Source organism: Aeromonas enteropelogenes, assembly GCF_000819845.1.
GTDB lineage: Bacteria > Pseudomonadota > Gammaproteobacteria > Enterobacterales > Aeromonadaceae > Aeromonas > Aeromonas enteropelogenes.
Genome location: NZ_CDCG01000004.1, coordinates 132,503 through 144,568, shown reverse-complemented (window position 1 = coordinate 144,568; position 12,066 = coordinate 132,503). Strand labels below are relative to the sequence as shown.

Here is a 12,066-nt window from a genome sequence, read left to right as displayed (position 1 = left end):
CCGCACAATTGAACGAACCCCACCCGCCAGGGGAAAGAGACTACTTATATGGAGTCGACCAGTCTCTGCTTTAGCTGAAGCACGCATTGCTTGTGCAGCTGACAAACTCTGGATTCCGTGAGCCCGAGCACCAGCGCAATCTCTTTCATGTTCAGTTCGTGCTGGTAGTAGAGGGAGAGCAGCAACTGCTCGCGCTTGTCCAGCGACTTGAGCACCTTGCTGATGGTCATGGCGAGATCCGTGTCATCCGACTCGGCGGCCGGAGCCCGGCCACCGTTTTCGAGCCAGTCCTCGAGGCTCTGCAGAGCCTCCGCCTGACTGGCATAGGCCAGCTGGCGCACCTCGTCGACGGAGCAGTCGAGGGCCTGTGCCAACTCCTGTTCCGTCGGCACGCGCCCCAGGCGGTTGTGCAGCTCCCGCTGCATCTGGTTGTGGCCATGAACCTGCTGGCGCAGTTGACGAGGGCGCCAGTCGAGCCTGCGCAACTCGTCCAGCATAGCGCCACGGATCCGCTTGAACGCATAGCTCTCAAACTGGGCATCCGGCTCACTGCCGTAGCGACGCCAGGCCTCCAGCAGCCCCATCATGCCGACCTGCTCCATGTCTTCCTGGTCGAAGGCGGCCGTCACCTGACTGCGCAGGTGGCTGGCGGCACGCTTAACCAGCGGCAGATAACGGGTGAGGATGGTCTGTTCGCTCGTGGCCGGCGCACTGGTGCCGAACTCGTGCTGCATATCCCAGGCGGAGTCGATCATGAGGGGTTACTGCACCAGTACCTTGGTGATCAGCACCTCGTCGAGATAGGGCTTGTAGCCATAGCTCTGCAGGGTTGTGACCAGTTTGCCCAGCAGGGAGGTCTGCAAGGCAGTGATATCCTTGAGCTCCTTCTGGACATCGTCATTGGAGCGATGACTGAAGTACTGCACCATGGCGTTGCGGATAAGCGGGTTGAGCATACGCAGCTCCTCCAGCTGGGCGGGATTATGGGTCACCAGCGCCAGCTCCAGCACCAGGTAGTGGGACTGGGAATCCCCCTCCAGGCTTATTACGAACCGATCCAGCGGCTTGAACAGCGGCTTTTCGCTCAACTCGGGTTTGGGCTCTTCCAGCCCCAGCCAGACGGCGATCAGATCGCGCTTGAGATAAGCACCATAAGCCAGGGCGGCCAGCAAGACGATCGCCAGCACGACTATCATCAACCACTTCATCACTCGCCGAATCATATCAATCCACTCTCTCTTTACCTGAAGGCAACGGTTACACCAGGGTATTCAACCAATCGGGACGGCTCTTGCCGCTCTGCTCCAGCTCATCGCGCCACTGCTGGCGTCCGGCCAGGATCTCGTCTCCCTGCCAGCGCTGTTTGGGGTTCTGCTCCCCCCCTTGGCCGACATTGACGTCGACGCCGCCAGAGTGGTGGGGAGCCAGGCTCATGCGCAGCCGCTCCATCGACTGGATCAGGGCATCGCGCACGGCGGGGTTGGTCGCATTGAGCTGCACGTTGAGGCGATCGCCCTCGACCCGCACGGTCAACTCCAGCCGACCCAGCTCGGGAGGATCGAGCCGGATATGCGCTTGCTTGACCTGCTGGTTCACCTGCAGCTCGACCTTGTCATGAAGCAGGCTCATCAGTTGCTGCCCCCACTGGGCCTGATTGTCCGGCAGCTTGACCGGGGCCCACTGGTATTCGGCAGGCTTGCTCGGCGCCAGCTGGCTGGCCGGCAGCACCATGAGTTTCGGATCAAGCGCCACCGGCTCCCGCTCGCCGGTCTGGGGCTGGGCATTGAGCATGGGTTGCAGGGTGCTGATCAGCCTGGCCTGCACCCCTTCCCGTACAGCCCCCTTGCCATCCCCTGCGGCGCGCGCCTGCTCGGCCACGGGGGCTGCAGAGGCATCCTGACCGGGCAAGGCACTCTCCTTGAGCTGGGGAGCAGCATTGCTGAACGCGACGCTCCCCTGTTCAGCCAGCAGGGTCCGCTGCTGCAGGCCACGAAACGAGAGCGGTGGCTGGGTCAGGGCAACCTCTTCCACCATCTGTGCCGGCGGCACGGCTCCCTGAGACGGGATCGGAGACGCGGCTCCGCTTGCCGACTGCTGGATACGCTCTTCCAGCAATACGAAGGAGGGCAACATGCGGCTGAATGCTTGCAACTGTTCGCTCGCCCCCTCCAGCTGTTCCCCTTGCACTTCATCGGTCACGGGGGCCTGTACGAAGCCAGTCACCGGCTCCGCCTGCAACTCTTCCTGCGCCAGGGCATCCGCCTGCAGGTAGGAGTCATCCCCCTCCTGCGACGACTGGTTCAGTCTGTGTTTCGCAAATGACTCTCGGGTCGGTGCAAGTTCACCACCCGCCAGCGGGATCATTGCCATTGTTGTACCTCGTCATAGGCTGCCAACCCCTCGCGCTGACCATTGAGCGCCTGCCACGCCCCCTTGAGGCGATCGGTCTCGTGCTGGCAAAGGGTGATGGCACTCTGATAGAGGGCTCTGACCTCTGCTCTCGTGGTGGCCATCGCCGCCCAGCTTTGCGGGTGCTTGTCCGCCATCTGGCTGGCAAAACGGGCCAGCCTGGCATCCGTCTCTTTCAGGACTTCCCATTCCCCTGCCTGCGCCTGCTGCAACAGCAGACGCGCCAGTCCGAGCACTTGCAATGACAACCGCTCCTGTTCCTGAGGGGACAGGGGTCGTGCTGTATCAAGGGACATAAATGGGTACCAAATGGGATTCTTTTGCTGACATGCCCAGAGCTAAGCAAAGAGCACGCCAGAATGATACTGCGCCCCGCATCGCGGCGGAGCGCGAGATCCGGGGAACAGGCGGGAAACTGCACTTCCGCCTTAACGGGGTTGACGGGCCATGACTTCCCATCCGTCCTTCAGCTCGCCCAGAATGCTGCGCACTTCGGCAAAACCGGCCACATTGTTGGACACGCTGATCTCGAACAGCTTCTGTCCGCAATAGTCATAGAGACGATGCAGATTGGCGGCCAGCTCACCCCCCTTCTCCATGTCCAGGGCGCTGTCGAGCCCTCCCAGGATCTGCAGGCACTTGCTGATCGCCTGTCCCTTGCGCTCAAACTGCTTGGCCAGAATATGTCCCTCAGCCCTGGCAATCTCGTCCAGCAGGCCATCCATCAGCATCAGCACCAGCTGGTGCGGATCGGCGCTGGCCGCCTTGGCCTGGGTGGCAGCAAACTGGTAGGCATCATAACCATCTTGAGGTTCAAACATCTCGGACTCGCTCGATTAAGGTTCTGCGACAGAGTGGTGACGTCAGAACGCCCCCATGCTCTGCAGCATCTGGTTCATAGTGGTGAACTGGTTGAGGTAGCGTTTATACGCGGCTTCCATCTTGCGATCCAGCGCAGCCATCCGGTCATTGACCCGTTTTTCATTGGCATCCAGACCGGCGTTGCGCGACTTGAGCACGCCATCGCGCTTGACGTAAGGATCGAGATCCGTGCTCATCCGCTTGAGCAGACCATCATCCCCCAGCAGTGCCTTGCCCAGCAGCTCGGGATCCTTCTCCAGCGCCTTGTTGAAGTCGGTCTCGTTGAAGGAGAGCTTGCCGTACCGGTCGGTCTTGATCCCGAGCGAGCCCAGGGTCATGCCGTTGGGCAGATCCCGCACGCTGTTTCCCAGCATGCTCTTGAGGCTGCGGATGCCGCTGTCCGAGGCCAGCGCTCCCGGTGATTTGGGGTCGCTCGAGGTCATCTTGGCCAGCTCGTCCACCAGCTCGTTGTAACTGTCGACAAACTTCTTGAGTGAACCGGTGACCGCCTCCTTGTCCTGGGCGACTACCACCTGCAGCGGCGCCTCCCCCGGCTTTTGCGCCTTGGTCAGCTCCAGGGTCAGGCCGTCGATGACGTTCTCCACCTTGTTGCTGGCGGAGACTATGGTCAGCGGGTTGTCCCCCCCCATCTGCAGCTTGGCATCCTGCGCCTTGGTGATGTCGCGCTTGCCGGCCAGAGCCGTGCCCAGCATGTCGCCCGCATCGCCGGAATAGTTGATGGCGATGGCGTTTTCGGTACCGGTTTCGGTGCTGGTCAATACCAGGTTGACCTTGCCATCGGAGCGCACCAGGGTGGCCTTGACCCCGGGATTGTCCTTGGCGTCATTGATTTCGGACACCAGGTCCTTGACGGTGGAACCGGCGGGCAGGCTGGCCAGATCGATCTCCAGCTTCTTGCCCTTCACCTCCAGCGAGAGGGTGCCGGTGGCGGGCAGCTGGGCGCTCTCGCTATCCAGGGAGAGGCCGACCTGATGAGCCTGGGCAAGCTGTTCGACAAAGAGGTTGTACTGGCCTGAGCTGGCGGTGCCATCGCTGGTCACCTTCATGAACCCTTCTTGCGAGACCGTCCCCTTCTGGGCCTGCAGGTTGGAGGCCTTGTTGAGATCCTTGAGCATGGTCTGGAAGCTGGAGAGCTTGGTGTGCAGGGCTGTGAGCGCCTTGCGCTGACCCGTGATGCTGTCCATCTGCTTTTTCAGCAGCTTGTCCATGTTCTGCCGCTCAAGGGCGACCAGTTGCATCGCCGTGCCGGCGGGATCGATCTGCATTCTTCATACCCTTCTTGAAAGCTTGATGGCATGTCTGTGGCAAAAGGCCGGTTTCCCCTTTGCCCCAGACACGGCAAGAAAACGGGCCACCCGCAGGCGGCCCGCCACACCATTAACGCAGCAGGGAAGTTACCATGCCGGTCATCTGGTTGGAGTTGGACAGCACGGACATGCCAGCCTGCATCAGCATCTGGTTCTTGGTCATGCTGGTGGTTTCCTGGGCGAAGTCGGCATCCATGATGCGACCGTTGGCCATGTCGGTGTTCTCTTTCATGTTGGAGAGGTTGTTGATGGTGTGGTCCAGACGGTTGATGTTGGCACCGAAGGTGGAACGGGCTTCACCAATCTTCTCAAGCATGGTGTCCATCGCGGTGATCTGACCTGAAGCAGTAGACGCGTCCAAAGTAACGCCAGCAGCAGTACTGATCGCGGTATTCACGGCTTTAACCTGAGTGTTGGCATCCATTTTCAGTACTTCATCCTTGCTGGCGCCGATCTGGAAGGAGACGGCACCGGTCTCGAACTTGCCACCTGCGTCCAGCAGTTTGGTACCACCGAAGGTGGTGTTTTTACTAATGTTTTGCAGCTCAGCACTCAGCTCGCCAAACTCGGCGTCCATGGCGGCAATGTCTTTGGTGCTGTTAGTGCCGTTGGCTGCCTGGGTAGCCAGATCTTTCATGCGCTGGGTGATGTTGGTCATCTCGTCCATGGCGCCTTCGGCGGTCTGCATCATGGAGATGGCATCCTGGGCGTTGCGCATACCAACCTTCTGGCCGTTGGACTGGGCTTGCAGACGGGTGGCGATTTGCAGACCGGCTGCATCATCGGCAGCGGAGTTGATACGCAGACCGGTACCCAGACGCTGCATGGCGGTACCCAGCATCTTGTTGGTGGTGTTCAGCTGGCTCTGGGTGGTCATGGATGCGAAGTTGGTATGAATGGACAAGCCCATGGTGATTTCCTCTATGTGGGGCTGCGCAGCAGCTTGTTTGGTTGACAAAGAGTAAGGACGACCATCACCCGCCAAAAATTGAGAATCCGGACCAGTTTTTTTTCACCCTGCGGCCGCACACGGCTTCCCAAATAAAAATGCCGGCACCGGGCCGACATTTTCTCTTCTTTGCCAATCCGTCCCTATGACAGCTCGGCGGCCAGCCGGTCCAGCAGCACCGGCAGTTCAAACTCCAGATAGTCGCACTGGCCGAACCAGTCATGGCGCTCCTGACACTGCAGCAGCAGCTTGGAGAGGGCCAGCATCTCCCCCTGCACATCGGCAGACATCTGGGGCATGAAGGGGATCAGCAGTTGCAGCATGCGACCGCACTCATAGCAGGCGGCCTCATCCTGACCGGCCCGCAGCATGCCCGCCAGCGCATCCGCCCCTGACTTGAAGCTCTCGATATCCAGCATCAGGCGAACTCCTCGTTATAGGTGGTACCCAGAATGCGGGCCCCTTCCCGGCTGCTGTTCATAAAGCGCACCCCGGGCTGCATCTTGATGTAGAGCTCCATATAGTTCAGATAGATACAGAAGCTCAGCAGGGTTTTTACCGGTGCACCATGACCGTTTGGTACGGTACGACGACCGTAATGGGACTGGGCCCCCAGCTGCCCCTCATCCCAGCCGGTGTGGCTCTTGTCTCTCGGATAGGCAAAGTCGGCCCCGAACAGGGTGATCTGCCGGGCTCCCATCTTCACCGCCAGATCGGTGGCGGGATGGATCACGCTCCCCCCGGTAAACAGAGTGGCCCGTGGAGCGACCTTGTTGAGCTTGGCATAGCTATCCAGCTGTTCGTAGGCGCCGTAACGCGGCCCCCTCCAGCCGGAGAGTACGGCCTTGCTCACCATGGGGATGTAGACCAGGGCAATATCGTCAGACCATTCGGGGTGCAGGATCCCCTGGTGAATGTTGATATCCACGCTGACCACTATGTCGGGCCGGATCCCGTGCTCCAGCAAGGGACGCAGGGCAGTATCCACGCTGATGAACAGGGGGCGGTTCGCCTGCTCCCTAATTTGCCTGAGCCTGGGCAGATGATCCGCCAGGGTGGGGCCGGTCGCCAGAACATAGACTTCCCGTCCCTTCAGGGTGTTGAACAGGCTGGCCACATCCCGATCCTGGCGCAGCAACTCGAGGTTGTCGTGCAGGCGGTTGACGATCCTGTCGCTGGCATATTCGGCGTTGAACAGCTCGCGGCGACTCTGGATCAACACCCGATCCCGGATCTTGGCGCTCTGTTCGTCGGCCAGCTCCAGCTCGGAGGCCAGGAACAGGAAGGGGGACATCACCAGCTCGTTCTCTTCCGGCAGCATCAGCCGCACCCTGGGGTCGGCCAGCCAGTCCCCCTGATCCGTCAGGTGCAGCACCAGCGCAAAGACGGCGGAGTTCATCACCTTGATGTTGAGCCGGCGCAGCCGTTTGCGGCGCAGCAACACCCTGGGCAGATCTCCGAGTCCGGTCCCGTACAGGGTCAGCTCGCCGAGATCCTCGGGGGCACCTGCGGCAATTTTTTCGGCCTCGCGTACCCTGTCATGACGGCTGGTCAGCTGGATGCCATTGATGACGAGGGTGGAGCTCAACCCTTCAATGAGTTCGGCCGGTACGGCATTGATGTCGCAGCCTTGCAGATGGGCCAGCAGGCGCGGCCAGCGCCTGGCCAGCACCTCGGCGTGCTGCGGGAAGTAGTCAATCATGGTTTTGCTGCCACTTGATATGAGGTATCGGAAGAGCGTCTCTTCAGCTCAGGAGTGCCACTACATTCTGGCGGGAAACATTGGCCTGGGCCAGCAGGCCCGACATGGTGCCGGCAAAGCCCCCTTCCCTGAGCTGGCTGGCCAGCAGCGACTGGATCTGTTCCAGCTCCGCCGGGGTGGCCGACTGGGTGCGCGCCTTGACCTGAGCCAGCTGCTTGACCATCTTCTGGCGAAACTGCTTGAGATCGCGCACCGAGTGTTCGATCTCCGCCAGCATCCGTTGCAGCCGTTGCCGCTCCTGGCGCAGCTCACCCTGACTGATCCCCTCTCCCAGCCGGGTCAGCTGACCCGCTGCGGCCTTGAACTGGATTGGCACAGGGTTGCCCGCCGGGATCCGGATCCCTTCGCCACTGATCAGCACGGGTTCATCAAGCTTGCGCCGCTGGTTGTCGGCGATGGAAAGCTCCAGCTTGCCCAGTTCGTTGAGCCGGGCCTGGATATGTTCCTTGCGCAGCGCCTGATCGAGGCGGCCGACGGCCTCCTTCTGGCTGGCGCCGGCAGGCAGTTGCACTTCCACCGCACTGCCGCTCTGGGGAAAGGAGAAGACCAGTCGTTCGCTGCCATTGCGGGGGGATAGCAGATCCAGCTGATCAGCACTGTAATTGATCCGGCTTTCGCTCGCCGATGCCAGCAGGCGCGGCTTGAGTTCTGCGGTCAGCGGCCCCTGGGGCTGGATGAGCTGGGCTTCCATCTGTTTGAGACGGCTGGCGATATCGCTGCCGGCCACGCTGCGTTGTGACAGTTGCTGCTCGACCCGCTTGAGTTCGCCCCAGATACGGCTGAGGGCCTGTTCGCCCCCCTGGGCATGGGCGATCCTTTGCTGGGCCACGCTCATCAGGGCCCAGCGATCCAGCTTGGTGACATCGGGGGCCCGAAAAGAAGATTTCTTGCCAGAATGAAGGGGTTGCTCAGCCTCCGTCCGCCCCTGCAATCTGGGGTGCGCGGGGGTCTCTGCTATCCCGCCGGCTCGGGTGGCCTGGATCTTCATCATGGTTTCTCACTTGTTACGGCATGTAGTTGAACAGGCTGAGCCCGTTCACTTTGACAAACGCCTGCTGCTGTACTTGCAATGCCATCAGGACATGAGCCTGCTTGGTCACCGCACTGGCATAGTCAAGGGACTCAATCTGGTTGCTGAGTTCCTTGCTGTAGATGCCCTTCTCTTCATGACCCTCATCGACCTGATCGAGCAAGTTCATGCGGGCGCCTATATTACTCACCATGTCGCTGATGTCATCCTGCAGGGTGGCACTGCGATCCAGCATGGCACCCGCCTTCTCTCCCGCATCCGGGGCGCCGCTCTCCAGCGCCGCCACCGTCTCATCGAGCTGCTTGAAGAAGTCGCCATCATCGATGAACAGCTTGTCGGCGGTCTGGTTCAACCCTATGGTGACCCCCTTGGCGATAGTCACCTCGCGCACCAGGCCATCACCCTTGTAGCTGTAGCTGCCATCGGCCTCTTTCACTATGGTGGTGTTGTTCACCTGACTGCCGGCAAACAGGCTGGAGCCACTCTCGTTGCGCGCGTTGGCCAGATCCAACAGACCATCCTTGATGATGGCCATTTCGCTGGCGGCGGCCCGGCGGTCCTCATCGGACATGGAGCCGGTGGCCGCCATCTGGGTCAGATCCCGCAGGCGCATCAGCATATTGGTCATGCTGTCGAGCTGGATCTCCCCCTGGGAGAGCTGGCTCTTGGCGTTGGCGATGTTCTTCTGGTACTGCTCCATCGCACTCTGTTCCTTGTGCAACCCCAGCAGGCGCACGCTACCGACCGGATCGTCGGACGGCTGCAGAATCCGCTTGTTGCTGGCGATCTGGCGATCGAGGCGGGCATAGTCCCCCAGTCCCCGTTGCAGGTTGTCGAGCATGCCAAGCTGGATCTGGTTGGTACTCACGCGCATGACGATGCCCCTTAGAACAGGTTGAGGATGGAGCCGAACAGCTGATCGGCGGTGCTGATCACCTTGGCATTGGCCTGATAGAGCTGGGTGTAGGACATGATCTTCATCCCCTCTTCATCCAGGTTGACGCCACTGACGCTGCTGAGGTTGCGGGCCAGCTGCTTCTCCATGTTGGCGTCCGCCTCCATGGTGGCCTTGGCCTGACCGCTCTTGACCGCCAGGTCCCCCAGCAGGGAGCTGTAGGCGTCGTACTGGGCGTCCTTGATGGTCAGCATATCCTGCAGGTTGCTGTTGTCCCCCGCCCCGCCAGTCTTGGCGAAGGCCAGATCCGAACCGGTGAAGCCATCGGCCAGACGCAGGGTCCCGGCAGGATCCAGCGGGTCATAGACGAACATCTCCTTGCCCTTATTGCCGTTCAAATCCACCCCGGCGATCTGCACCTTGTTGAAATCCTCCGCCAGCTGCTTGGCGATCTGGCCGATCTCGTCCCGCATCGGGCGCAGGGTGTTGGCACGATAATCGAGGATGCCCGCCAGGCTTCCCCCTTGCAGGGAGGGGATCTCGAAGGTTTGTCCGGCAAAATCCAGCTTGAGCTTGTCGCCGGTCAGTGCGAGGCGGCTGGCGCTGCCTCCCACCACCAGCGGCTGACCTTGCGGCAGGCTGAGGGCATAGGAGCCATCGCCCTGGCGGTTGACCCGCACTTCCACCAGACCGGAGAGTTCGCGCACCACCTGATCCCGGCTGTCTTCGAGGGCCGAAGTGTTGACCCCCTTGCTCTGCTGATCGGCGATCTGCTGGTTGAGTTCGGCAACCTGGTTCAGGTAGCTGTTGACCTGCTTGACCGAGCTGCCCAGCTGGTCGTCGATCTGCTTCTCCTGGGTCAACAGACTCTCGTTGAGCTGGCCGAAGCGGTTGATCAGGGCACCCGCCGAGCTGACAATCTGGCTGCGCTGCGCCGGGGTTTCCGGGCTGTCCACCGCGGCACTCAGGGCCGAGAAGAAGCTGTCCAGCCCCTTGGAGATATTCATCGACTCGCTGCCCAGCAACTGCTCGGCGGTGTTGATGTACTGGTAATGAGAGAGGGAGGAACCGACGGCAGACATGCCACGCCAGTGCTGGGTCACCATATAGGCATCGGTTATCCGGCGAACACCGTTGACCGCCACTCCCATGCCGTTGTCCATGCGGCCGAAACCGGCCAGGGTGCCCATGGTGGCCTCCTGGCGGCTGTAGCCGGCGGTATCGACGTTGGCAATATTCTGGGCGGAAACGTTGAGGGCTATTTGGGCCGCGCTCAAACCGCTAAAACCGATATTGATCAGTGACATCAGTCAACCTTCTTCATTTTTGCCGAATTCAGAGGCTGGCTGAATGCAGCCAGGGTCTGGGAGTCTGAAGCGACCACGGGCTCGACATTCTTTAGCGCGCCCCCCAACTGGCTGACCATATGTTCCTTGAGCCCCAGACCGCCGCGCTTGACCATGCTCATGGCCAGCTGGCTGTCGTACATGTCGCGGTAGAGGCTCTCCCCCTTGATCAGCTTGTCCTCTTCATCCTGCAGGGCATCACTGGCCGAGCGCATGTGCTTGAGCACGGTTTGCAGAAAGCTCACCTCGAATTGGCCTGCGGCCGCCTCGAGGGCGGCCCGCTGGTCCGGATTGCTTTTGATCTGCTGAAGTTCATTGAGATCCTGATAGAAGCCAGGCTCGCTCGTAATTCTGGTCATATGAATCCTTAAATAACCACCAACTCCCCTTCGAGAGCACCCGCTTCGTCCAGCGCCTGCAGGATTGCCATGATGTCATCCGGCGTGGCGCCAAGGGAGTTGACTGCCTTCACGATCACCTCGAGGGAGGTGCCTTCCGGCCAGACAAACATGTTCTTGCGTTCCCGATCGACCTGCACCCGGGAGTTGGGCGTGGTAGTGGTCTGGCCGTTGGAGAAGGCATTGGGCTGGCTGACCGTCTTGCTCTCGCCTATGGTCACCGTCAGGCTGCCATGGCTGACCGCCGCCTTGCGCACCTTGACCCCCTGCCCCATCACCACGGTACCGGTACGGCTGTTGAACACCACCCGGGGACGCTCTTTGCCCGTATCGACCTGGATATCCTGCAGCAGGGCCATGAAGGAGACCCGCTGGCTCTCGTCCTTGGGGGCCATCACCTGGATACGCCCCGCACTCACCGCCCGGGCGACCTGCCCCAGCTGCTGGTTGATGGCACGCTCGACGTTACGGGCCGTCTTGAAGTTCGGCTGATGCAGGTTGAGGGTCACCTCCGGCTTCTCGGTGAAGCTGCTCTTTACCTCCCGCTCTATGGTGGCCCCGTTGGGGATGATACCGGCGGTCGGCACATTGATGGTCACTGACGAGCCGGACTGGCCTTCCGCCTTGACCCCCGCCACCACCAGGTTGCCCTGGGCGACGGCATAGACTTCGCCGTCAATGCCCCGCAGCGGCGTCAGCAGCAGGGAGCCCCCGCGCAGGCTCTTGGCATCCCCGATGGACGTGACGGTCACGTCCACCAGCTGCCCCTTGCCCGCCAGCGCCGGCAGGGTGGCCTGTACCGAGACCGCCGCCACGTTCTTGAGCTTGGGATCTATGTCTTCTGGCAGCTGGACGCCGAACTGCTTGAGCATGTTGGTCATCGACTGGCCGGTAAACTTGACCTGTCCCTTGTCACCGGTACCGGACAGGCCGACCACCAGGCCGTAACCCACCAGCTGGTTGGTGCGCATCCCCTGCACATCGGCGATGTCCAGCAACGGCCGCTTGGCCGGCGCCGGTGCAGCCGCCTGGGCCAGCCAGGGCAGGCAGAGACAAATCAGGGGAATAAACCACTTTTTCATGTCAAA

14 protein-coding genes are annotated in these 12,066 nt (G+C 61.1%); all 14 read right to left on the bottom strand.

Going from position 1 to position 12,066, the window contains the following annotated elements; translation table 11 throughout:
- Window positions 1–44: 44 nt before the first annotated feature.
- The gene (gene lafS, locus BN1123_RS01970; protein ID WP_371144517.1) at window positions 45–734 is read right to left on the bottom strand and encodes a lateral flagellar system RNA polymerase sigma factor LafS; all 690 of its coding nucleotides are present in this window, start codon (window positions 732–734) and stop codon (window positions 45–47) included.
- Between the two features lie 27 nt (window positions 735–761).
- On the bottom strand, window positions 762–1,208 hold the full coding sequence (gene lafF / locus BN1123_RS01965) for a lateral flagellar basal body-associated protein LafF (protein ID WP_269469380.1): 447 nt from the start codon (window positions 1,206–1,208) through the stop codon (window positions 762–764).
- 49 nt (window positions 1,209–1,257) lie between these two features.
- Window positions 1,258–2,370: a flagellar hook-length control protein FliK gene (locus BN1123_RS01960; protein ID WP_082037445.1), complete on the bottom strand. Its 1,113-nt coding sequence runs from the start codon at window positions 2,368–2,370 to the stop codon at window positions 1,258–1,260.
- Window positions 2,361–2,657 (bottom strand): LafX, encoded by a 297-nt coding sequence (locus BN1123_RS01955; protein WP_124238846.1) that lies wholly within the window; start codon window positions 2,655–2,657, stop codon window positions 2,361–2,363. The genes BN1123_RS01960 and BN1123_RS01955 overlap by 10 nt, the downstream gene beginning before the upstream one ends.
- A gap of 180 nt (window positions 2,658–2,837) precedes the next feature.
- Window positions 2,838–3,230 (bottom strand): lateral flagellar export chaperone LafC, encoded by a 393-nt coding sequence (gene lafC, locus BN1123_RS01950; RefSeq protein ID WP_042025072.1) that lies wholly within the window; start codon window positions 3,228–3,230, stop codon window positions 2,838–2,840.
- Window positions 3,231–3,272: 42 nt separating this feature from the next.
- Complete coding sequence (lafB, locus tag BN1123_RS01945; protein WP_042025070.1) at window positions 3,273–4,556, bottom strand: lateral flagellar capping protein LafB; 1,284 nt, start codon at window positions 4,554–4,556, stop codon at window positions 3,273–3,275.
- Window positions 4,557–4,668: 112 nt separating this feature from the next.
- Entirely contained in the window at window positions 4,669–5,508 is an 840-nt protein-coding gene (gene lafA, locus BN1123_RS01940; RefSeq protein WP_042025069.1) for a lateral flagellin LafA, read from the bottom strand.
- Window positions 5,509–5,690: 182 nt separating this feature from the next.
- Entirely contained in the window at window positions 5,691–5,966 is a 276-nt protein-coding gene (locus tag BN1123_RS01935; protein ID WP_042025068.1) for a hypothetical protein, read from the bottom strand.
- Window positions 5,966–7,249: a motility associated factor glycosyltransferase family protein gene (locus BN1123_RS21785; RefSeq protein ID WP_042025067.1), complete on the bottom strand. Its 1,284-nt coding sequence runs from the start codon at window positions 7,247–7,249 to the stop codon at window positions 5,966–5,968. The genes BN1123_RS01935 and BN1123_RS21785 overlap by 1 nt, the downstream gene beginning before the upstream one ends.
- A 43-nt stretch (window positions 7,250–7,292) precedes the next feature.
- The gene (locus tag BN1123_RS21780; protein WP_224212338.1) at window positions 7,293–8,300 is read right to left on the bottom strand and encodes a hypothetical protein; all 1,008 of its coding nucleotides are present in this window, start codon (window positions 8,298–8,300) and stop codon (window positions 7,293–7,295) included.
- A 13-nt stretch (window positions 8,301–8,313) separates the two neighbouring features.
- A complete protein-coding gene (lfgL, locus tag BN1123_RS01920) occupies window positions 8,314–9,213 on the bottom strand; it encodes a lateral flagellar hook-associated protein LfgL (RefSeq protein ID WP_026456963.1) in 900 nt (299 codons plus the stop codon).
- A gap of 11 nt (window positions 9,214–9,224) precedes the next feature.
- A complete protein-coding gene (gene flgK, locus BN1123_RS01915; protein ID WP_042025066.1) occupies window positions 9,225–10,541 on the bottom strand; it encodes a flagellar hook-associated protein FlgK in 1,317 nt (438 codons plus the stop codon).
- A complete protein-coding gene (locus BN1123_RS01910; RefSeq protein ID WP_026456965.1) occupies window positions 10,541–10,939 on the bottom strand; it encodes a rod-binding protein in 399 nt (132 codons plus the stop codon). The genes flgK and BN1123_RS01910 overlap by 1 nt, the downstream gene beginning before the upstream one ends.
- 8 nt (window positions 10,940–10,947) lie before the next feature.
- Window positions 10,948–12,060, bottom strand: coding sequence for a lateral flagellar basal body P-ring FlgIL (gene fgIL / locus BN1123_RS01905; RefSeq protein WP_026456966.1), 1,113 nt, complete (start codon window positions 12,058–12,060; stop codon window positions 10,948–10,950).
- Window positions 12,061–12,066 lie beyond the last annotated feature (6 nt).

Bases quoted from the DNA above. Each gene is read 5' to 3' on its own strand.
- lafS (WP_371144517.1), bottom strand. From the start codon at position 734: ATGCAGCACGAGTTCGGCACCAGTGCGCCGGCCACGAGCGAACAGACC.
- lafF (WP_269469380.1), bottom strand. From the start codon at position 1,208: ATGAAGTGGTTGATGATAGTCGTGCTGGCGATCGTCTTGCTGGCCGCC.
- BN1123_RS01960 (WP_082037445.1), bottom strand. From the start codon at position 2,370: ATGGCAATGATCCCGCTGGCGGGTGGTGAACTTGCACCGACCCGAGAG.
- lafC (WP_042025072.1), bottom strand. From the start codon at position 3,230: ATGTTTGAACCTCAAGATGGTTATGATGCCTACCAGTTTGCTGCCACC.
- lafB (WP_042025070.1), bottom strand. From the start codon at position 4,556: ATGCAGATCGATCCCGCCGGCACGGCGATGCAACTGGTCGCCCTTGAG.
- lafA (WP_042025069.1), bottom strand. From the start codon at position 5,508: ATGGGCTTGTCCATTCATACCAACTTCGCATCCATGACCACCCAGAGC.
- BN1123_RS01935 (WP_042025068.1), bottom strand. From the start codon at position 5,966: ATGCTGGATATCGAGAGCTTCAAGTCAGGGGCGGATGCGCTGGCGGGC.
- BN1123_RS21785 (WP_042025067.1), bottom strand. From the start codon at position 7,249: ATGATTGACTACTTCCCGCAGCACGCCGAGGTGCTGGCCAGGCGCTGG.
- BN1123_RS21780 (WP_224212338.1), bottom strand. From the start codon at position 8,300: ATGATGAAGATCCAGGCCACCCGAGCCGGCGGGATAGCAGAGACCCCC.
- lfgL (WP_026456963.1), bottom strand. From the start codon at position 9,213: ATGCGCGTGAGTACCAACCAGATCCAGCTTGGCATGCTCGACAACCTG.
- flgK (WP_042025066.1), bottom strand. From the start codon at position 10,541: ATGTCACTGATCAATATCGGTTTTAGCGGTTTGAGCGCGGCCCAAATA.
- BN1123_RS01910 (WP_026456965.1), bottom strand. From the start codon at position 10,939: ATGACCAGAATTACGAGCGAGCCTGGCTTCTATCAGGATCTCAATGAA.
- fgIL (WP_026456966.1), bottom strand. From the start codon at position 12,060: ATGAAAAAGTGGTTTATTCCCCTGATTTGTCTCTGCCTGCCCTGGCTG.